An 18982-nucleotide genomic window follows, 5' to 3' on the forward strand; every position below is an offset into this window, starting at 1 on the left:
ATCAACTCGCCGTGATCACCCCTGTCAACGACCCAACCTTGCTCTTGCCGCAAATAATCGGTAATCGCGGCTTAAAATCCGCATCAGGAGTAAGCCCATGTCCGCACCCAAGAAAGTCGTCCTCGCCTATTCGGGTGGCCTTGATACCTCGATCATTCTGAAATGGTTGCAGACCGAATATGGCTGCGAGGTGATCACCTTCACCGCCGATCTTGGTCAGGGCGAAGAGCTGGACCCGGCGCGCAAGAAGGCCGAACTTCTGGGCATCAAGCCCGAAAACATCCATATCGAAGATGTGCGCGAGGAATTCGTGCGCGATTTCGTCTTCCCGATGTTTCGCGCCAACGCGGTCTATGAGGGGCTGTATCTGTTGGGCACCTCGATTGCGCGCCCGCTGATTTCCAAACGCCTTGTCGAGTTGGCGCATGAACATGGCGCAGATGCAGTTGCGCATGGCGCGACGGGAAAGGGCAACGATCAGGTGCGCTTTGAGTTGGCAGCTTACGCGCTGGACCCCGCGATCAAAGTGATCGCGCCTTGGCGGGAATGGAACCTGTCGTCGCGCACCAAGTTGCTGGAATTTGCCGAGCAGAACCAAATCCCGATTGCGAAAGACAAGCGCGGCGAGGCGCCGTTCTCGGTCGATGCGAACTTGTTGCACACTTCATCCGAGGGGAAAGTGCTGGAAGATCCCGCCGATATGGCGCCCGATTACGTCTTCCAGCGCACCGTCGATCCGGTGACCGAAGCGCCCGACGCGCCCGAATATGTCGAGATCGGTTTTGAGCGCGGCGATGCTGTGTCGATTAATGGCGAGGCGCTATCACCCGCGACGATCCTGACCCAGCTGAACGAATTGGGCCGCAAGCATGGCATCGGGCGACTGGATTTTGTCGAGAACCGCTTTGTCGGGATGAAATCGCGCGGCGTTTATGAGACCCCCGGCGGCACGATTCTGCTAGAGGCGCATCGCGGGATTGAACAAATCACACTTGATAGCGGCGCGGGGCATCTGAAAGACTCGATCATGCCGCGCTATGCCGAGCTGATCTATAACGGCTTCTGGTTCTCGCCCGAGCGCGAGGCGCTGCAGGCGTTAATCGACAAGACGCAGGAATATGTCACCGGCACCGTCAAGCTGATGCTGTTCAAAGGCGCTGCGCGCACCGTGGCGCGTTGGTCGGACTATTCGCTCTATTCCGAAGCGCATGTCACGTTTGAAGAAGACGCAGGCGCTTATGACCAGAAAGACGCGGCGGGCTTTATTCAGCTCAACGCGCTACGTCTGAAACTGATTGCGACGCGCAACGCACGGGTCAAGAAATGAGCTACGCGCAGCCCCATGCCGCCATCGTCACCGTATCCGACCGCGCCAGTCGCGGTGAATACGAGGACAAGGGCGGTCCGGGCTGCGAGGCATACTTGCGTGGCGTGGTAACGTCCGACTTAACGATCACGCGTCACATCATCCCCGATGGTCGGGAGAGCGTGGCCAACATGCTTCATGAATTGGTCGTCGCGGAGGCCGATTTGATCCTGGTGACCGGTGGCACTGGCCCGGCACCGCGCGACGAGACGCCCGAAGGCTGCTTTGACGTGATCGAAAAAGAACTGGCAGGCTTTGGCGAGGAGATGCGACGCGCAAGCCTGCTGGAAGTGCCCACAGCGATCCTGTCGCGACAATCCGCGGGCATCGCTGGCAAATCGCTGATCATTATGGTGCCGGGAAAACCGAGCGCTATCGCGACCTGTCTGAATGCTGTGTTCGCGGCTGTCCCCTATTGTCTCGATCTGATCGGCGCAGCTTATCTTGAGACCGATCCCGATCAGATAAAGGCGTTCCGCCCCAAAGCAAAGTGAGGCCGGGGCGCTGCCCCCATCTGCCGCGCAGCTTCCCTCGGAATATTTTCGTCAAGAGGAAGTGTCAGACGGAGTTTACTTCCTCTTGATCGAAATATCCCGGCGGCCGAGGCATCGCCTCGGCGGGGCAGAGCCCCTCGCGCTATCTTTTAACTGCGGCGATGGCGTAATTCACCGAGAGATCACGATCCGAGAGCGACCAGCGCCAACTGATCGGGTTGAACACCATTCCACGCCGGTCCACCGGGTCAAGCCCGGACTTACGCGCCAAGTCATACAGTTCATCAGGGGTGACGAATTTCGACCATTCATGCGTCCCCACAGGCAGCCAGCGCATAACGCGTTCGGCCCCGAAAATTGCCATCATGTAGCTTTTTGGATTTCGGTTCAGCGTCGAGCAGATCATCAGCCCGCCCGGTTTGAGCAAGCGTTCAATGGTGTTCACAAATCCTTGCGGGTCGGCGACGTGTTCGATAATTTCCATCGCCAGAACGGCATCAAATTGCGTGCCCTCGGCCGCCAGATCTTCGGCCGCGCAGTGGCGGTAGTCGATCTCTAGTCCTGATTGCAGGGCATGAAGCTGCGCCACAGGGATATTGCCGCCCGCCGCATCGGCGCCAATAACCCTTGCGCCAAGGCGCGCCATCGGCTCGGACAAAAGCCCGCCGCCGCAACCGATATCCAGCAGGGTCAGACCTTTAAACGGCTCGGGCGATGTCAGGTCACGACCGAATTGCGTGGCGATCTGTGTGGTGATGTAATCCAGCCGACAAGGGTTGAGCATGTGCAGCGGCTTGAACTTGCCATTCGGGTCCCACCACTCCGCCGCCATCGCCTCAAATTTCGCGACCTCGCCCGGATCAATGCTGTTTGCAGCCTCTGCCATCGCTACCCCATTTTCCCTGTTAAACCCCCATGGCGGGCGTCTCGTTTGACATATATAGTGTAGTGATGGACAGAAATGCAGGGCAAAAGCGCGCATCCGAAGCGCGGCTCTATGCGCCGATCGAGCCCTTCGATCAGCGCAAGATAGATGTTGGCGATGGCCATGTGCTGTATGTCGAGCAATCAGGCCATCCGCAGGGACAACCGGTTGTTGTCTGCCATGGCGGGCCGGGCGGCGGGTGCAGCCCCACGATGCGGCGGTTTTTCGACCCTGCCCATTACCGCATCATCCTGTTTGATCAGCGCGGCTGTGGCTTGTCGCGTCCGCATGCCAGTGTAGAGCACAATACCACCTGGCATCTTATCGCGGATATGGAGCTGATTCGCGAAACGCTGGGCATTGACGCTTGGATGGTTTTTGGCGGCAGTTGGGGCGCGACTTTGTCGTTACTCTATGCTCAAAGCCATCCCGAGCGCGCGCAAGCCCTGATCTTGCGGGGCGTGTTTTTGGCCACGCAGTATGAGCTGGATTGGTTTTACGGCGGCGGCGCGGGCCAGTTCTACCCCGATCTTTGGGCCCGATTCTGCAGGCTCATTCCCGAGGACGAGCAACATGATCTGATTGGCGCCTATAACAGGCGTCTATTTTCCGGCGATTATATGGAAGAAACCCGTTACGCCCGCAGTTGGGCAGTTTGGGAAAACGCGCTGGCATCGGTGGGCTTCGTCGGCCCACCCGGTGAGGCATCGCCCGAATATGCGCGTGCCTTCGCTCGGCTGGAAAACCACTATTTTCAGAATCGGGCGTTTCTAGGCGTGGACGGGCAAATCCTGCGCGACCGTCACCGAATCGAACATATTCCGACCACTATCGTGCAAGGGCGTCTGGATATGATTTGCCCGCCGATTTCCGCCTATAAACTGGCCGATGGCTGGACGCGCGCCGCTTTGCACTTGGTTCCTGCGTCGGGTCATGCGCTAAGCGAGCCGGGGATCACAAAGGGTCTTGTCCGGGCGATGGACGCGCTTAGATCGTAGAGCAGACCTTCACCGCGACACCGCTGAAAAGGGATGCCACATATGTTGACCTATTTTCTGCTTTTCCTTGCGGCCTCGGCCGCAGCGGCGGCCACCGGGATCATTTTCAAGCCGGGCGCTTGGTATGAAGGGCTGACGCGGCCCGATTTCACGCCGCCCAACTGGGCGTTTCCCGTCGCGTGGAGCTATCTTTACGTCTCGGTCGCTTACGCGGCGGCGCGGGTGGCCGGGTATGACGGCGCGCAAATGGCGCTGACGCTGTTTGCCGTGCAAATCGCGCTGAACACGCTGTGGACGCCGGTGTTCTTCGGCGCACATCGGCTGGGCTTGGGGATGCTTGTGTTGACCTGCCTTTGGGTGGCGGTGGCGGCAATGATGGTGGCGTTTTTCCGCATTGATCTGATCGCGGGATTGTTGGTTCTGCCTTATGTTGTCTGGCTCAGTCTGGCAGGCGCGCTCAACTGGCGTGTCTGGCGCGACAATCGCACGGCCTGAAGTTCTGCTTGCAGACTCGGGCGCAAAAGCCTATATCGCCTTCAACAGCGGCGCGCTGGGGTCCAAACCTAGCGCCCACCGGAAGCGTGTGACGGGCCGCGATGGCTCGTTTTTTTGTTTTAGAGGATCGGAACCGATGGCCGACCTGATCGCCAAGACTGCTATTGATCGCCGTTTGGCCGATATCGTCACCCCCGTGATCGAGGGGCTGGGCTTTGAGCTGGTGCGCCTGCGCCTGCAGGGCGGCGAGACCCCCAATCTGCAGATCATGGCGGATCGTCCCGACGGCGGGATCGTTGTGGATGACTGCGCCAAGATTTCGACCGCCGTGTCCGCTACGCTAGATGTGGAAGACCCGATTGAGGAAAATTACACGCTTGAAGTGTCATCCCCCGGCATCGACCGGCCCCTCACCCGGCTGAAAGATTTCGACAGTTTCGAAGGGCATGAGGCCAAGATCGAGACGTTTGAGCTGATCGATGGGCGCAAGCGCTTTAAGGGCGAATTGCGCGGCACCGAGGGTAGCGAAGTGCTGATCGAGATCGAGAATCAGGGCGCGCAGGTTGTGATCGGCCTGCAATTCGACTGGCTCGCCGATGCGAAACTGGTGCTCACCGATGAACTAATCACCGAGATGTTGCGGCAGAAAAAAGCCGAAGGCAGCATCAACGAAGACGAATTTGACGAAATCGAAGAATCCCCCGACGAGGAGACTTGAGTCATGGCAATCACCTCTGCCAATCAGCTGGAACTTCTGCAAACCGCCGAGGCGGTCGCGCGCGAGAAGATGATCGATCCCGAGTTGGTCATCGAAGCGATGGAGGACAGCCTCGCACGGGCTGCGAAATCGCGTTACGGCGCCGAAATGGACATCCGCGTCACCATCGACCGCAAGACGGGTCGGGCGCGGTTTGCCCGTGTGCGCACCGTGGTCGAGGATGATCTGCTGGAGAACTACCAGGCAGAGCTGACCGTCGAGCAGGCGAAGCAATATCTTGAGAACCCCAGCGTGGGCGACACCGTCGTTGACGAGGTTCCGCCCGTCGAACTGGGCCGCATCGCCGCGCAAAGCGCCAAGCAGGTGATCTTGCAGCGTGTCCGCGAGGCCGAGCGTGACCGTCAATACGAAGAATTCAAAGACCGCGCTGGCACCATCATCAACGGCGTCGTCAAGCGCGAGGAATACGGCAATATCATCGTTGATGTGGGCCGTGGCGAGGCGATCCTGCGTCGCAACGAAAAGATCGGCCGCGAAAGCTATCGCCCCAACGACCGCATCCGCGCCTATGTCAAAGACGTGCGCCGCGAGGCCCGTGGCCCGCAGATCTTCTTGTCGCGCACCGATCCGATGTTCATGGCCGAACTGTTCAAGATGGAAGTTCCCGAAATCTATGACGGCATCATCGAGATCAAGGCCGTGGCCCGTGACCCCGGTTCGCGCGCCAAGATCGGCGTGATCAGCCATGACAACTCGATTGACCCGGTCGGCGCTTGCGTCGGTATGCGCGGCTCGCGCGTGCAGGCTGTTGTCGGCGAATTGCAGGGCGAAAAAATCGACATCATCCCGTGGAACGAAGATCAGGCGACTTTCCTTGTGAACGCGTTGCAACCGGCTGAAGTGTCGAAAGTTGTGATCGACGAAGAAGCAGGCAAGATCGAAGTCGTGGTGCCCGATGAGCAGCTTTCGCTCGCCATCGGCCGTCGCGGTCAGAACGTGCGTCTGGCAAGCCAGTTGACCGGTTTGGATATCGACATTCTCACCGAGGCCGAAGAAAGCCAGCGTCGTCAGGCGGAATTCACCGAGCGCACGCAACTGTTCGTCAATTCGCTCGATCTCGACGAATTCTTCGCCCAGCTTCTGGTGGCCGAGGGCTTTACCTCGCTCGAAGAGGTCGCCTATGTCGATCTGGATGAATTGATGTCGATTGAGGGCGTGGATGGCGACACGGCCAGCGAATTGCAGGCGCGTGCCCGTGACGTGATCGAAGAACAGAATCGTAAGGCTCTGGAAGCGGCAAAAGAACTTGGCGTTGAACAATCGCTGTTCGACTTCGAGGGTCTGACCCCGCAAATGACCGAAGCGCTTGCGCAAGACGGCATCAAGACGCTTGAAGATTTTGCGACCTGCGCGGATTGGGAACTGGCTGGCGGCTGGACCACCGTGGATGGCGCGCGCGTCAAGGATGACGGCTTGCTTGAGAAGTTCGACATGAGCCTTGAAGAGGCGCAAAATCTGATCATGACCGCGCGCATCCAACTGGGTTGGGTTGATCCCTCTGAGTTGGCAGGCGAGGCCGAAGAGGAAACCGAGGAGGAGGCCGAGGCGTAAGCCAAGGCCCCCGCCTTAGACAGGAGAGCGCAGATGAGTCGCGCAGGCAAAGCCAAACACCGGGATGATCCCGAACGGCGCTGCATCGTCACTGGCGATGTTCAGCCGAAGGCTGGGCTTGTGCGTTTTGTTCTTGGCCCTGACGGGATGATCTATCCCGACATCGCCGAGAAGCTGCCCGGTCGCGGGATTTGGGTCACGGCTGATCGTGACGTGCTTGAAACCGCCATTCAGAAGGGACTTTTCGCCCGCGCCGCCAAGGCACCCGCGAAAACCCCCGAAAATATGGTGGAAATGGTGGAAAAAGCCCTTGCCAGCCGCGTTGTTGAGCTTATCTCTCTGGTGCGGAAATCCGGTCGCGCGGTGATCGGGTTCGAAAAGGTCAAGGGCTGGCTGGCTGAGGGGCGCGCGAAAGTGCTACTTCAGGCCAGCGACGGCTCGGACAGAGGAAAAGGCAAGCTGTGGACGCCCGAGGGCGGGCGCTGGTTCGGCTGTCTCACCTCACAGGAATTGGGTTTGGCATTCGGTCGCGATCGTGCGATACACGGCGCGCTTGCAGCCGGTGGCCTCACTCCTCGCGTGATTGAAGAGATATCGAGGCTTGCGGGATTGCGCAGGCAGGACGGCGGCAAGACCGCCATGAAGGATACGAAGACGGCATGAGCGATACGGACGGCAAAAAGACTCTCGGACTTGGCGCAGCGTCGCGTCCCGGACAAGTGAAGCAAAGCTTCTCGCACGGGCGCACGAAGAATGTTGTGGTCGAGACGAAGGGCAAGAAGCGTGTCTTGAACAAGCCAAGCGCGGGGACCGCTAAAGGTCCCGGCGGCGGCAAATCTGCGGGTGGCGATCCGTCGCGGCGTCCAGCTGGCATCTCTGATGCCGAGATGGACCGCCGTATGAAGGCGTTGCAAGCCGCCAAGATTCGTGAAGTCGAAGAAGCCGCAAACCGCGAAGCCGAAGAGAAGGCCCGCGAAGAAGAACGCGAGCGTCGTCACGCCGAGGCAGAGGCCAAGGAACGCGAAGATCGCGAGCGCGAAGACGCGTTGAAGGCGAAAGCCGAAGAGGATGATCGCAAAAAGCGTGAAGCTGAACTGCGCGATAAAAAGAAAGAAGAGATCCGCAAGGGCGCTCCGAAAAAGGACGACGCCGTGCAGGATCAGGCGGCTGTCGAAGCTGCGGCTTCACGCGCCGAAACCAAGGGCGTTGTTGCCTCGGGTCCGCGCAAGACCGACCGCGAGCGCACCGACCGCGACAACCGCGCGAACAAGGGCAAGACCGAGGGTGGCGGCAACAACCGTCGCACCGGCAAGCTCTCGTTGAATGATGCATTGGGTGGTGGCGAAGGGCGTCAACGCTCGATGGCCGCGATGAAGCGCAAACAAGAGCGCCAGCGCCAGAAGGCGATGGGTGGCTCTGTCCGTGCCGAAAAGCAGGTGCGCGATGTGCGCCTGCCCGAGACGATTGTCGTTTCCGAACTGGCAAACCGCATGGCGGAACGTAGTGCCGATGTTGTCAAATCGCTGATGAACATGGGCATGATGGTGACGGGCAACCAAACCATCGACGCCGACACTGCGGAACTCGTGATCGAGGAATTCGGCCACAAGGTTGTGCGCGTGTCCGATGCTGACGTGGAACAGGTAATTGCCTCGGTCGACGATAAGGCCGACGACCTGATCACGCGCCCGCCGATCATCACGATCATGGGCCACGTCGATCACGGCAAAACCTCGCTTCTTGACGCGATTCGCAAAGCCAATGTTGTGTCTGGCGAAGCTGGTGGCATCACGCAGCATATCGGTGCCTATCAGGTGACCACCGATAGCGGCGCGGTTCTGACCTTCCTCGACACCCCCGGTCACGCGGCCTTTACCTCAATGCGCGCGCGCGGTGCCAATGTCACCGATATCGTTGTGCTCGTCGTGGCTGCCGATGATTCGGTGATGCCGCAGACAATCGAGGCGATCAACCACGCCAAAGCGGCGAAGGTGCCGATGATCGTCGCGATCAACAAATGCGACAAACCCGGTGCTGAGCCGCAAAAAGTCCGCACGCAGCTCTTGCAACATGAAGTCGTCGTCGAAGCGATGTCGGGTGATGTGCAAGATGTCGAAGTGTCTGCCAAGACCGGCAAGGGCCTTGATAACCTGCTTGAAGCGATTGCGCTGCAGGCCGAACTTCTTGAACTCAAAGCCAACCCTGATCGCGCTGCCCAAGGTGCCGTGATCGAGGCCAAACTTGACGTGGGCCGTGGTCCGGTTGCAACCGTACTGATCGAGAACGGCACCCTGCATCGCGGCGACATCTTTGTCGTAGGCGAACAGTGGGGCAAGGTCCGCGCGCTGATCAACGACCAAGGTGAGCGCGTCGAAGATGCCGGCCCGTCGGTGCCTGTCGAGGTGCTGGGTCTGAACGGCACGCCCGCAGCGGGTGACGTGCTCAACGTCGTCGAGACCGAGGCGCAAGCCCGCGAGATCGCCGACTACCGTGAGCAAGCCGCGAAAGACAAACGTGCTGCTGCCGGGGCGGCGACGACGCTGGAACAGCTGATGGCCAAGGCCAAGGCGGATGAAAGCGTGACGGAGCTTCCGGTGTTGGTGAAGGCCGACGTGCAGGGCTCTGTCGAGGCGATCGTTCAAGCGCTTGAGAAGGTCGGCAACGACGAGGTGCGCGTGCGCATCCTGCATTCGGGCGTCGGCGCGATCACCGAATCTGATATCGGCCTAGCCGAAGCATCGGGCGCGCCGGTTATCGGTTTCAACGTGCGTGCCAATGCTCCGGCCCGCACATCCGCCAACCAAAAAGGTGTCGAGATCCGCTACTACTCGATCATCTATGATCTTGTGGACGATATCAAAGCCGCCGCCTCTGGCCTGCTATCGGCTGAGATCCGCGAACATTTCATCGGCTATGCGTCGATCAAGGAAGTGTTCAAGGTGACCGGCGTGGGCAAGGTTGCGGGCTGTCTCGTGACCGAAGGCGTTGCACGCCGCTCGGCCGGTGTGCGCCTGCTGCGCGACGACGTGGTAATCCACGAAGGCACGCTCAAGACGCTCAAGCGGTTCAAGGACGAGGTCAAAGAAGTGCCCTCAGGTCAGGAATGCGGTATGGCGTTTGAAAACTATGACGATATTCGCGCAGGCGATGTCATCGAGATCTTTGAGCGCGAGGAGATCGAGCGCACGCTCTGATCCAATTAAAGCAATGAAAATAGAAAACGGGGGCTCTGACGGGCCCCCGTTTTTCGTATTGTATGGCGAGCCGCCAAGGCGCACCGCTCGTGTGGATCAGCCGCAGACGGGCCGACCCGCGAACAGGCTATCGCCCACGCGCACCAAAATGCGTCCGCAGTCTAGATTGCGTTCAAACACACCCTGAATCGAGACGGTGCTACCAATCAAAATTGTTCTGAGCATGTTGAGGTCTCCTTCTCCCTAGAAACATCTAGGGAAGAATCTTATCAAAATGCAAATGTAATCCGCATGATTGTTAACAATTTGGACGTTTTTATGGCGATTTTGGAAAACTACCTACCAAAATAGCCTATAGCCAGTCGCGCAGGATCGGGATCAGCGGCTCATCTGCGGGGGGCATCGGGTAATCGCGCAGGTCTTTCGCGCGCGCCCAAGCCAGTTTCTGCCCCTCTTGTGGGGCGACAATGCCTTGCCATTTTCGACAGGCGAAAAGCGGCATAAGCAGATGAAAATCTTCGTAATCATGGCTCGCAAAGGTCAGCGGCGCGAGACAGCTTTGTTCTGTCTCAATGCCTAGTTCTTCGCGCAGCTCGCGGATCAGGCAAGCTTCGGGGGTTTCGCCCGACTCGACCTTGCCGCCGGGAAACTCCCACAAACCCGCCAGCGATTTGCCCTCGGGGCGTTGCGCCAGCAAAATTCGTCCCTCGGTGTCGATCAGAGCCACAGCAGAGACCAGCAGCAGCTTCACGAACGGTAATCTGCGTTGATGTCGATGTAGCGATGCGTCAAATCGCAGGTCCAGACCGATTTGTTCGCCCGCCCAAGCCCGAGATCGACCCCGATAACCAGCTCGTCGCCCTTCATATAAGCGCTAGCATCGGCCTCGGAATAGCTTGGCGCACGCCAGCCCTTTTCGGCCAGAACCATATCGCCAAACGAGATTGTCAGCTTGTCGCGATCAGCCTTGGCGCCGGATTTGCCAACCGCAGCCACGACGCGGCCCCAGTTCGCGTCCTCACCCGCAATCGCGGTTTTAACCAGCGGCGAATTAGCGACGGCCATCGCGACTTTATGGGCGTCCTGCGCACTCGCAGCACGGGTCACGCGCACTTCGACGAATTTCGTTGCCCCCTCGCCATCGCGCACCACTTGATGGGCAAGATCCATCATCACGGCGCGCAACCCCGCCTCGAAATCTTTCGCAACCTGAGTGCGCAGATCACGGATTTCTGCGGCAGACGACTGGCCGGTTGCCGCCACGATCAGCGCATCCGAGGTCGAGGTATCACTATCGACAGTGATCGCGTTGAACGTGTCATCCACCTGACGCGACAGCATTTTTTGTAGCCGATCGGGCGTGATTCTTGCATCAGTAAAAATATAGGCCAGCATCGTCGCCATATTGGGCGCGATCATTCCCGAGCCTTTGGCGATCCCAGCGATGGTGATCGTCCCGCCTTCGCCTTCGATCACGGCACTGGCGCCTTTGGGATAGGTGTCGGTCGTCATGATAGCGCGCGCCGCATCCTTGATCCCGGCTCCCGACAGGCGTTGAGCAAGGCTGTCGACTGCCAAAACGATACGCTCAACCGGCAGCGGCTCTCCGATGACGCCGGTTGACGAGGAAAACACCCGGCTGATCGGCAGATCAAGCGCCTTGGAGACAGCGCCAGTGACCAGATCAACCGCGTTTTGCCCCTGTTTACCCGTAAAAGCGTTAGCGTTGCCAGAGTTGACGATAATCGCCGCGCCCGCATCTTGGGGCACGCGCATCGCCAATTTCGACTGACAATCCAGAACACAGGCTGCGCGAGTCGAAGATGTGGTGAACACACCGGCAATCGACGCCCCCGGCGCGATGCGCGCGAGCATTACATCAGTACGCCCGGCATATTTCACCCCCGCCGCAGCGGAGGCGAATTCGACACCCGCAATCGCGGGCAAGTCGGGGAAATGAGCGGGCGCAAGGGGCGAAACGCTGACCGGCTTGGCCTTGACTTTGGCGGGCGCGGCGGCGGAAAGATCTGACTTCAGCGCCTTGATCTTGGCGCGCAGCTTCTTGACCTTGGCCTTCAGCTTAACGACCTTATCGCCCTTTTTCTTCTTTTTCGCCATCATGCCCGCCGTTCAGATCAGTTGCCTAAAATAGACTGATCCTTCAGCACCGACGGATCAATCCCTTGTGTCATCTTGTCGATTTTCGCGGCTTTCACAACATCCGTCACACGCTTTTCGACAGCTTGCTGGCGAATATCGCCTTCCAGGTCTTTGCGAACATCTGCCAGTTTCGGAGCATCGACCAATTTGGTGCCGATCAGTTCGACAACATGCCAGCCATATTGCGTCTGAATTGGGCCTACGACCTCGCCATCCTTCATGCCCACCAGTGCATCGCCAAACGGCTTGACCATGTCAGACAGCTTGAACCAGCCCAGATCGCCGCCATTGGCCGCCGATCCGTCGGTCGAGTATTTTTTCGCCTCATCGGCAAACTTCGCGCCACCGCCGATCTCTTTCTTGATCTTCTGGGCCTCTTCCTTGGTTTTCACGATGATATGGGCCGCGTGATATTCCTTGGTCGGCTCTGCCTTGGCATATTTCGTGTCATAGGCTTTTTGCACAGCCTCGTCCGTCACCGCCTTGTCAGCGGTGTAGTTGAGCAGCGAACCCGAAAGGTAGGCGCGCTTTTGCACCTCAAGCGCGATTTCGTCGCGATGGGTCATACGCTTTTCACCGATTTCGGCCAAAGCGGTCTGCTGAATCAACTGTTGCAGCACGCCTTCAAACAGCTTGTCATCGGGCAGCGACTGATATTGTGCAGGCAGGCCGTCGCGCACGGTGATCATCTGGCCAAGCGTGACGTCTTGCCCGTTCACGGTTGCAACCACGGTGTCAGCGGTCAGATCGGTGCGCGGCTTGGCCGGGGTGGTGGCCTTGGCGGCATCACCGGCGGGGGCCGGGGTTTTGGCATCTTGCGCCATCGCGCCGCCGCCGATCAGCGCCAATACTGCGACACTTGCGAGAAATCTTGTCATTTTGGGCATCCATGCCACTCCCTCTAGGCCGCGTCCTTGGGCGGCGTTGACACTGTGACGGTCGCCGCTTACATCGCCTAAGGTCTGTAAGAGACGCGCCGCCCTTGTTTCGCTCGCTGTTCTAACAGGCCAGCCCGGCGCGACAAGGCGCTCGGTTACACGAAATGGTCAGCTACCCCCGGAGAATACATGCTTGGCATCGGAACAGTCGCAAAGAAGGTCTTCGGAAGCTCGAACGATCGCAAAGTGAAGTCGGTGCGCCCGTTGGTGGCCCAAATTAACGCACTTGAACCCGAATTCGCGGCGCTCACCGATGAAGGCATCATCGAAAAGACGCATGAATTTCAGCGCCGGGTGCAGGAAGACGGCGAAAGCCTTGATAAAATTCTACCCGAAGCCTTCGCCAATTGCCGCGAAGCCGCGCGTCGTGCGCTGGGTCTGCGCGCCTTTGATATGCAGCTTGTCGGCGGGATTTTCCTACATCAGGGCAATATCGCCGAGATGAAGACCGGTGAGGGTAAAACTCTTGTTGCGACTTTCCCGGCTTATCTTAATGCGCTCGCGGGCAAGGGCGTTCATATCGTGACCGTCAATGATTATCTGGCACGGCGCGACTCGGACTGGATGGGCAAGGTCTATAACGCTTTGGGCATGACCTGCGGTGTCGTGGTGCCATTCCAAGCCGATGCGGAAAAACGCGCCGCCTATGCCGCCGATGTCACCTATTCAACGAATAACGAATTGGGCTTTGACTACCTGCGCGACAACATGCGCACCTCGGTCGCGGATATGGCGCAACGCGGCCATTTTTACGCAATCATCGATGAGGTCGACTCGATCCTGATCGACGAGGCGCGCACGCCATTGATTATTTCGGGCCCGTCTGATGATCGCTCGGAGTTGTATATCACGCTCAACGAATTCATCCCGAAGCTCTCCGAAGAGCACTACGAGGTGAACGAAAAAGAGCGCAACGCGACGTTGACCGAAGAAGGCAACGAGTATCTTGAGAAGGTGCTGCACGAAGGCGGCGTTCTGCCCGAGGGGCAATCGCTTTACGACCCAGAAAGCACCACGATTGTGCACCACGCCAGCCAAGCGCTGCGCGCCCACAAGCTGTTCTTCAAAGACCAAAACTACGTCGTCGCCGATGATGAAATCGTTTTGGTCGATGAATTTACGGGTCGGATGATGAAGGGGCGCCGTTTGTCGGATGGCCTGCATCAGGCGATTGAGGCTAAAGAAGGCGTCACAATCCAGCCCGAAAACGTGACCCTCGCCTCGGTCACGTTCCAGAACTACTTCCGCCTTTATGGCAAGCTTGGCGGCATGACCGGCACCGCCGCGACGGAGGCCGACGAGTTTGCGGAAATCTATTCGCTTGGCGTTGTCGAAATTCCGACCAACCGCCCGATTGCCCGCAAAGACGAACACGACCGCGTCTATCGTACCGCGCGTGAGAAATATGAAGCGGTGATCAAATCCATCGAGATCGCCCATAAAAAGGGCCAGCCGATGCTTGTCGGCACGACCTCGATCGAAAAATCCGAGATGCTCTCCGAAATGCTTACCAAAGCCGGGATCGCTCATAACGTGCTCAACGCTCGCCAACACGAGCAAGAAGCCAAGATCGTTTCGGATGCGGGCCGTTTCGGGGCAGTGACCATCGCCACCAATATGGCCGGGCGCGGCACCGATATTCAGCTTGGCGGCAACGTCGATATGAAAGTGCTTGAAGAGCTGGACGCCAATCCCGACGCCGATCCCGATGAGGTTCGCGCCCGAATTACGGCCGAACATGCCGAAGAAAAAGCCAAGGTGCTGGAGGCAGGCGGCCTATTTGTTCTGGCAACCGAGCGCCACGAAAGCCGGCGCATCGACAACCAGCTGCGCGGTCGTTCGGGCCGTCAGGGGGATCCGGGTCGCTCGCTGTTCTTCCTGTCGCTCGAAGATGACCTGATGCGAATTTTCGGCTCGGATAAGCTGGATGCCGTTCTGTCCAAGCTGGGAATGAAAGAGGGTGAAGCCATCATCCACCCTTGGGTAAACAAATCGCTTGAGCGTGCGCAGGCGAAGGTTGAGGGTCGCAACTTCGACACCCGCAAACAGTTGCTGAAGTTCGACGACGTAATGAATGATCAGCGTAAAGCGATCTTCTCGCAGCGCCGCGAAATTATGGAAAGCAACGAGGTCGATGAAATCGCGCGCGACATGCGGGTTCAGGTAATCGAGGATCTCGTGGACACCTACATGCCGCCGAAATCCTATGCAGATCAGTGGGATGTGGCAGGCATGCATGCGGCCCTGATCGAACAGCTTTCGATTGATCTTCCGATTGCGGCTTGGGCCGAAGAAGAAGGAGTCGATCAAGATGTCATTGCCGAACGCATCGAGGCCGCAACCGACGCCGAGATCGCACAAAAGACCGAGGCGTTCAGCCCCGAGTCGATGCGCATGATCGAAAAGCAGGTCCTGTTGCAAACGATTGACGGAAAATGGCGCGAGCATCTCGTGACACTTGAACACCTGCGCTCGACGATCGGCTTTCGCGGCTATGCGCAGCGTGATCCGCTGTCAGAGTTCAAAACCGAAAGCTTCCAGCTGTTTGAAATCATGCTCGATGGGTTGCGTGCGGATGTCTCACAACAGCTTTCGCGCGTGCGCCCTCTGACCGAGGAAGAGCAAGCGCAAATGCTTCAGGCTCAGATGCCCCAAGACAACGCGCCCGCGCCCGAAATCCTTGAACAGTCCGCGCCAACTGGCACCCGTCTGCCCGGTTTCGATGAGAGCGATCCCACGACTTGGGGTAATCCGGGGCGCAACGACCCCTGCCCCTGTGGCTCGGGCAAGAAATTTAAACATTGCCACGGTCAGTTGGTCTGACAGTGGCGCAATGAGGCGGCTCACGGGCCGCCTCTTCTACACTCCGGCGCTCAATCAGGTTTCGCAACTAAGGTCGCCTGGCTTCTATTTGGCAAGATTTGGGCAGCTATGCGGCAGGATGAACCCGCTTTTCTTCATGCGGTGTTTGGTAAACAAAAACCTACCACGGATTGTGCCGCTTTGTGTTCCCGATAAGGAAACATTACCCCATTCCCGCCCAAGCTTCGCCGCGATCAACGGATAGTTTCAACTCCAAGCAAGAATGCTGGAGAGAGACTCATGCGGAAACTCCGAAAGGTGACGATGGTCGCCGGAACCTTCCTTTTGGCGGCAGCCACCGGCCATGTCATGCAAAGCGTGAACCCGGAGTCGTCGGTGGTGAAGCCACGCATTTTCGCGGGCAATACGTTGCCGACAATCGCCGCGCGCCCCGATGAAACGCCGCGCGTTCAGCTTTCAAATATGACCGTTTTACATAACCCGCCACCGCAACGCATCGCGCAGGACACCGGGGTGGGCGCGATCCCGCAAATGCCAGCTAATGGGAATGGTGGGTTTGCGCAAAATAGAACGAGCTCGTGCAAGGATGCCTCGCTTGACCTTAGCCTTGTGCCACCTGGCGCGGTCTCGGTCGCGCTGAGTGCTGATTGCGCGCGCAATTCGGCTTTGGACATTGAGGATGGCAGCCTGAAAATCGCGGCTCGTTCCGATTCCGAGGGCAACTGGCAGGGGCTGCTACCCGCCATGCAGGTTGAAAACAAGATCTCGGTGAATGCCAAAGGCGCGCCGATTGCGACTGCGCATCTCTCCACCCCCGAGGTAAGTAAACTGGATCGCGTAATTTTTTCGGCTCGGCGCGGGTCCGAGATGCATCTCAACATCTATGAAAAAGGAGCCGGATTTGACGGCTCCGGCCATATCAGTGTCGCTACGCCCCGCACGCCTGACACGCCCTTGGGCGGCTACATGATGCGCTATAACGGCCCAAATGACACGCAGATTGAGGTCTATACTGCGCCAATCACCCTTAGCCCTGTGCGCATGCAAATCGAGGCCGAGGTGACCCTCGCCAATTGCGGAAAAACCGTCACCGGCTCGGTTCGGCGCGTGATGGCGGGCGAGGATCAACCGGTCAACCCGATTGAAATCGACATGCCAAGCTGTGAAGCACTAGGTCAATTCATTGTTTTTCCGCTATCCGATCTACAAGATGCGCGCAGTCAAGAGATGGCTCAAAAATAGCCCGCAGAGCGCAGGCTAATTTCGGTGCTTTTTCCGATGATCAAATGGTCATGCACGACGATCCCGAATACCGTGGCGGCCTGTTCGATCTGACGGGTCATAGCGATATCCGCCTCTGACGGGGTCGGGTCGCCCGACGGATGATTATGCACCAAAATGAGCGCCGAGGCATTGAGTTCTAGCGCACGTTTCACAACCTCACGCGGATAGACCGGCACGTGGTCGATGGTGCCTTGCGCCTGTTCCTGATCCGCAATCAGCACGTTCTTCCGGTCGAGATAAAGCGTGCGAAATTGTTCTGTCTCGCGATGCGCCATTGCCGTGTGGCAATAGTCCAGCAGCGCCTGCCACGAACTGAGAACGGGGCGGTTGATCACACGAGACCGCGCCAGACGCTGCGCCGAGGCCTCGACAATTTTGAGTTCCTGAATGACCGCCTCCCCCACGCCTTTCACCTCGCGCAAGCGGGCGGGCGAGGCAGACACGACACGCCCGAAATCGCCAAAGATTTGCAGCAAGCGATGGGCGAGCGGTTTGACATCTTGGCGCGGGATCGCGCGAAACAGAACGAGTTCTAGCAGTTCATAATCGGGCAAGGGCTGCGCGCCGCCTTGCATGAACCGCGTGCGCAGACGTTCACGATGGTCGCGTAGATAGGAGGGTTGGCGCCCAACTGCCCCAGCCAACGCCCGTGCGTCATCATAATCCGCAAAAAGCGGCAAGGCAGATTCGTTGAAAGAGGAAGGATGCTGGTTCATGCCGTGAGATTGGCCGACTCAGCGTGAACAAACGGTTAACTTGAGAACAAAACATGATTCAATAGGTCGTGAAAAAGGCGCCCGCAGGCGCCTTGATCAATGTGTCATACCTTCCCAGAAACTCTTAACTTTCTTAAAGAAACTCGCGCCTTCCGGGTTGTTCTCGACTTCGATTTCCTGAAATTCGCGCAGGATTTCTTTTTGCCGAGAGGTCAGGTTCACCGGGGTTTCCACCGCCAATTCGATGAACATATCTCCCACGCCACCACCGCGCAGCGCCGGCATACCTTTGCCGCGCAGGCGCATCTGACGGCCCGACTGGCTACCTGTCGGGATTTTCACCCGGCTACGGCCACCGTCGATCGTGGGCACCTCTACCTCGCCGCCCAAGGCCGCCGTCACCATCGAGACGGGCACGCGGCAATGCAGATCGGTGTTGTCGCGTTCAAACAACGCATGCGGCGAGACCTCGATGAAGATATAGAGATCGCCCGAAGGACCACCGCGCAGCCCCGCCTCACCCTCGCCAGCATGGCGAATACGAGTGCCGGTTTCAACGCCCGGCGGGATGTTAACCTGCAACTGACGCTCGACCTCGACGCGGCCCGCACCGTGGCACTTACGGCAGGGGTTTTTGACAACCTGACCTTGCCCACCACAGGTCGGACAAGTGCGTTCGACCGTGAAAAAGCCGTTCTGCGCGCGCACCTTGCCCAGACCGGAACAGGTCGGACAGGTTTGCGGCTCTGCTCCGCCCTCGGCCCCTGTGCCGTTGCACGAGGTACATGCGGCAGAACTGGGCACGGTGATTGTCTTTTGCGTGCCTGCGAACGCCTCTTCCAAGGAAACCCGCAGATTATAGCGCAGATCCGAGCCGCGTTGCGCGCGTGACCGCCCGCCACCGCCGCCCGGACGACCGCCCATGAAATCGCCAAACAGGTCTTCGAACACATCCGAGAAGGCAGAGGCGAAATCGCCTTGCCCCGGTCCGCCACCATAACCGGGACGACCTCCGCCCATGCCACCGTCAAAGGCAGCATGACCAAAGCGGTCATATGCAGCTTTCTTTTCAGGGTCTTTCAGAACGTCGTAAGCTTCGTTTGCTTCTTTGAATTGGGCCTCGGATTCGGGATTATCTTTGTTGCGATCGGGGTGAAGCTCTTTGGCCTTGCCCCGATAGGCTTTCTTGATTTCCTCGGCCGAGGCGCCCTTGGCAATGCCAAGAACCTCATAAAAATCGCGTTTTGCCATCGGCTACCC

Annotated in this window: 17 protein-coding genes; 10 read left to right on the forward strand and 7 right to left on the reverse strand. The window is 58.6% G+C overall.

The features are described from left to right. The first annotated feature begins 97 nt into the window (after window positions 1–97). Entirely contained in the window at window positions 98–1327 is a 1230-nt protein-coding gene (locus ACN0SD_RS00305) for an argininosuccinate synthase (RefSeq protein ID WP_038133303.1), read from the forward strand. Next, window positions 1324–1860, forward strand: a complete 537-nt coding sequence (gene mog, locus ACN0SD_RS00310; protein ID WP_417806223.1) for a molybdopterin adenylyltransferase — start codon at window positions 1324–1326, stop codon at window positions 1858–1860. The genes ACN0SD_RS00305 and mog overlap by 4 nt, the downstream gene beginning before the upstream one ends. Before the next feature lie 142 nt (window positions 1861–2002). Here the strand turns inward: mog and ubiG are convergent, their stop codons facing one another. Then, a complete protein-coding gene (ubiG, locus tag ACN0SD_RS00315; protein ID WP_417806224.1) occupies window positions 2003–2746 on the reverse strand; it encodes a bifunctional 2-polyprenyl-6-hydroxyphenol methylase/3-demethylubiquinol 3-O-methyltransferase UbiG in 744 nt (247 codons plus the stop codon). Window positions 2747–2811: 65 nt separating this feature from the next. Here ubiG and pip point away from each other — a divergent pair, with 65 nt between their 5' ends. From pip to infB, 6 genes are all read left to right on the forward strand, one after another. Continuing rightward, window positions 2812–3783 carry a prolyl aminopeptidase gene (gene pip / locus ACN0SD_RS00320; protein WP_417806225.1) on the forward strand — a complete coding sequence of 324 codons (972 nt, stop codon included), beginning with the start codon at window positions 2812–2814 and terminating at the stop codon, window positions 3781–3783. Between the two features lie 42 nt (window positions 3784–3825). Next, a complete protein-coding gene (gene tspO, locus ACN0SD_RS00325) occupies window positions 3826–4278 on the forward strand; it encodes a tryptophan-rich sensory protein TspO (RefSeq protein ID WP_417806226.1) in 453 nt (150 codons plus the stop codon). 136 nt (window positions 4279–4414) lie between these two features. Then, window positions 4415–4996 (forward strand): ribosome maturation factor RimP, encoded by a 582-nt coding sequence (rimP, locus tag ACN0SD_RS00330; protein ID WP_417806227.1) that lies wholly within the window; start codon window positions 4415–4417, stop codon window positions 4994–4996. A 3-nt stretch (window positions 4997–4999) separates the two neighbouring features. Next, window positions 5000–6607, forward strand: coding sequence for a transcription termination factor NusA (gene nusA, locus ACN0SD_RS00335; RefSeq protein ID WP_417806228.1), 1608 nt, complete (start codon window positions 5000–5002; stop codon window positions 6605–6607). A gap of 33 nt (window positions 6608–6640) precedes the next feature. Further along, the gene (locus ACN0SD_RS00340; RefSeq protein ID WP_417806229.1) at window positions 6641–7270 is read left to right on the forward strand and encodes an RNA-binding protein; all 630 of its coding nucleotides are present in this window, start codon (window positions 6641–6643) and stop codon (window positions 7268–7270) included. Continuing rightward, window positions 7267–9801: a translation initiation factor IF-2 gene (gene infB / locus ACN0SD_RS00345; RefSeq protein ID WP_417806230.1), complete on the forward strand. Its 2535-nt coding sequence runs from the start codon at window positions 7267–7269 to the stop codon at window positions 9799–9801. The genes ACN0SD_RS00340 and infB overlap by 4 nt, the downstream gene beginning before the upstream one ends. A gap of 96 nt (window positions 9802–9897) precedes the next feature. Here infB and ACN0SD_RS00350 read toward each other — a convergent pair whose 3' ends face one another. From ACN0SD_RS00350 to ACN0SD_RS00365, 4 genes are all read right to left on the reverse strand, one after another. After that, on the reverse strand, window positions 9898–10026 hold the full coding sequence (locus tag ACN0SD_RS00350) for a hypothetical protein (RefSeq protein WP_417806231.1): 129 nt from the start codon (window positions 10024–10026) through the stop codon (window positions 9898–9900). A 127-nt stretch (window positions 10027–10153) separates the two neighbouring features. After that, complete coding sequence (gene mutT / locus ACN0SD_RS00355) at window positions 10154–10552, reverse strand: 8-oxo-dGTP diphosphatase MutT (RefSeq protein WP_417806232.1); 399 nt, start codon at window positions 10550–10552, stop codon at window positions 10154–10156. Further along, entirely contained in the window at window positions 10549–11919 is a 1371-nt protein-coding gene (argJ, locus tag ACN0SD_RS00360) for a bifunctional glutamate N-acetyltransferase/amino-acid acetyltransferase ArgJ (protein ID WP_417806233.1), read from the reverse strand. The genes mutT and argJ overlap by 4 nt, the downstream gene beginning before the upstream one ends. 17 nt (window positions 11920–11936) lie before the next feature. Further along, complete coding sequence (locus tag ACN0SD_RS00365) at window positions 11937–12839, reverse strand: peptidylprolyl isomerase (protein WP_417806234.1); 903 nt, start codon at window positions 12837–12839, stop codon at window positions 11937–11939. A gap of 189 nt (window positions 12840–13028) precedes the next feature. Here ACN0SD_RS00365 and secA point away from each other — a divergent pair, with 189 nt between their 5' ends. Then, on the forward strand, window positions 13029–15722 hold the full coding sequence (gene secA / locus ACN0SD_RS00370; RefSeq protein ID WP_417806235.1) for a preprotein translocase subunit SecA: 2694 nt from the start codon (window positions 13029–13031) through the stop codon (window positions 15720–15722). Between the two features lie 279 nt (window positions 15723–16001). Further along, complete coding sequence (locus ACN0SD_RS00375; RefSeq protein ID WP_417806236.1) at window positions 16002–16964, forward strand: hypothetical protein; 963 nt, start codon at window positions 16002–16004, stop codon at window positions 16962–16964. Here the strand turns inward: ACN0SD_RS00375 and radC are convergent. Further along, window positions 16955–17722: a RadC family protein gene (radC, locus tag ACN0SD_RS00380; RefSeq protein ID WP_417806237.1), complete on the reverse strand. Its 768-nt coding sequence runs from the start codon at window positions 17720–17722 to the stop codon at window positions 16955–16957. The genes ACN0SD_RS00375 and radC overlap by 10 nt on opposite strands. A gap of 96 nt (window positions 17723–17818) precedes the next feature. Further along, window positions 17819–18973: a molecular chaperone DnaJ gene (gene dnaJ, locus ACN0SD_RS00385; RefSeq protein WP_038133339.1), complete on the reverse strand. Its 1155-nt coding sequence runs from the start codon at window positions 18971–18973 to the stop codon at window positions 17819–17821. Between the last annotated feature and the right edge of the window lie 9 nt (window positions 18974–18982).

It is taken from the genome of Thioclava sp., assembly GCF_048263065.1.
In the GTDB taxonomy this organism is placed as follows: Bacteria; Pseudomonadota; Alphaproteobacteria; order Rhodobacterales; family Rhodobacteraceae; genus Thioclava.

What these genes read in the sequence shown, in the direction of transcription:
- ACN0SD_RS00305 (WP_038133303.1), top strand. Translation starts at nt 98, where the DNA reads ATGTCCGCACCCAAGAAAGTCGTCCTCGCCTATTCGGGTGGCCTTGAT.
- mog (WP_417806223.1), top strand. Translation starts at nt 1,324, where the DNA reads ATGAGCTACGCGCAGCCCCATGCCGCCATCGTCACCGTATCCGACCGC.
- ubiG (WP_417806224.1), bottom strand. Translation starts at nt 2,746, where the DNA reads ATGGCAGAGGCTGCAAACAGCATTGATCCGGGCGAGGTCGCGAAATTT.
- pip (WP_417806225.1), top strand. Translation starts at nt 2,812, where the DNA reads ATGGACAGAAATGCAGGGCAAAAGCGCGCATCCGAAGCGCGGCTCTAT.
- tspO (WP_417806226.1), top strand. Translation starts at nt 3,826, where the DNA reads ATGTTGACCTATTTTCTGCTTTTCCTTGCGGCCTCGGCCGCAGCGGCG.
- rimP (WP_417806227.1), top strand. Translation starts at nt 4,415, where the DNA reads ATGGCCGACCTGATCGCCAAGACTGCTATTGATCGCCGTTTGGCCGAT.
- nusA (WP_417806228.1), top strand. Translation starts at nt 5,000, where the DNA reads ATGGCAATCACCTCTGCCAATCAGCTGGAACTTCTGCAAACCGCCGAG.
- ACN0SD_RS00340 (WP_417806229.1), top strand. Translation starts at nt 6,641, where the DNA reads ATGAGTCGCGCAGGCAAAGCCAAACACCGGGATGATCCCGAACGGCGC.
- infB (WP_417806230.1), top strand. Translation starts at nt 7,267, where the DNA reads ATGAGCGATACGGACGGCAAAAAGACTCTCGGACTTGGCGCAGCGTCG.
- ACN0SD_RS00350 (WP_417806231.1), bottom strand. Translation starts at nt 10,026, where the DNA reads ATGCTCAGAACAATTTTGATTGGTAGCACCGTCTCGATTCAGGGTGTG.
- argJ (WP_417806233.1), bottom strand. Translation starts at nt 11,919, where the DNA reads ATGGCGAAAAAGAAGAAAAAGGGCGATAAGGTCGTTAAGCTGAAGGCC.
- ACN0SD_RS00365 (WP_417806234.1), bottom strand. Translation starts at nt 12,839, where the DNA reads ATGACAAGATTTCTCGCAAGTGTCGCAGTATTGGCGCTGATCGGCGGC.
- secA (WP_417806235.1), top strand. Translation starts at nt 13,029, where the DNA reads ATGCTTGGCATCGGAACAGTCGCAAAGAAGGTCTTCGGAAGCTCGAAC.
- ACN0SD_RS00375 (WP_417806236.1), top strand. Translation starts at nt 16,002, where the DNA reads ATGCGGAAACTCCGAAAGGTGACGATGGTCGCCGGAACCTTCCTTTTG.
- radC (WP_417806237.1), bottom strand. Translation starts at nt 17,722, where the DNA reads ATGAACCAGCATCCTTCCTCTTTCAACGAATCTGCCTTGCCGCTTTTT.
- dnaJ (WP_038133339.1), bottom strand. Translation starts at nt 18,973, where the DNA reads ATGGCAAAACGCGATTTTTATGAGGTTCTTGGCATTGCCAAGGGCGCC.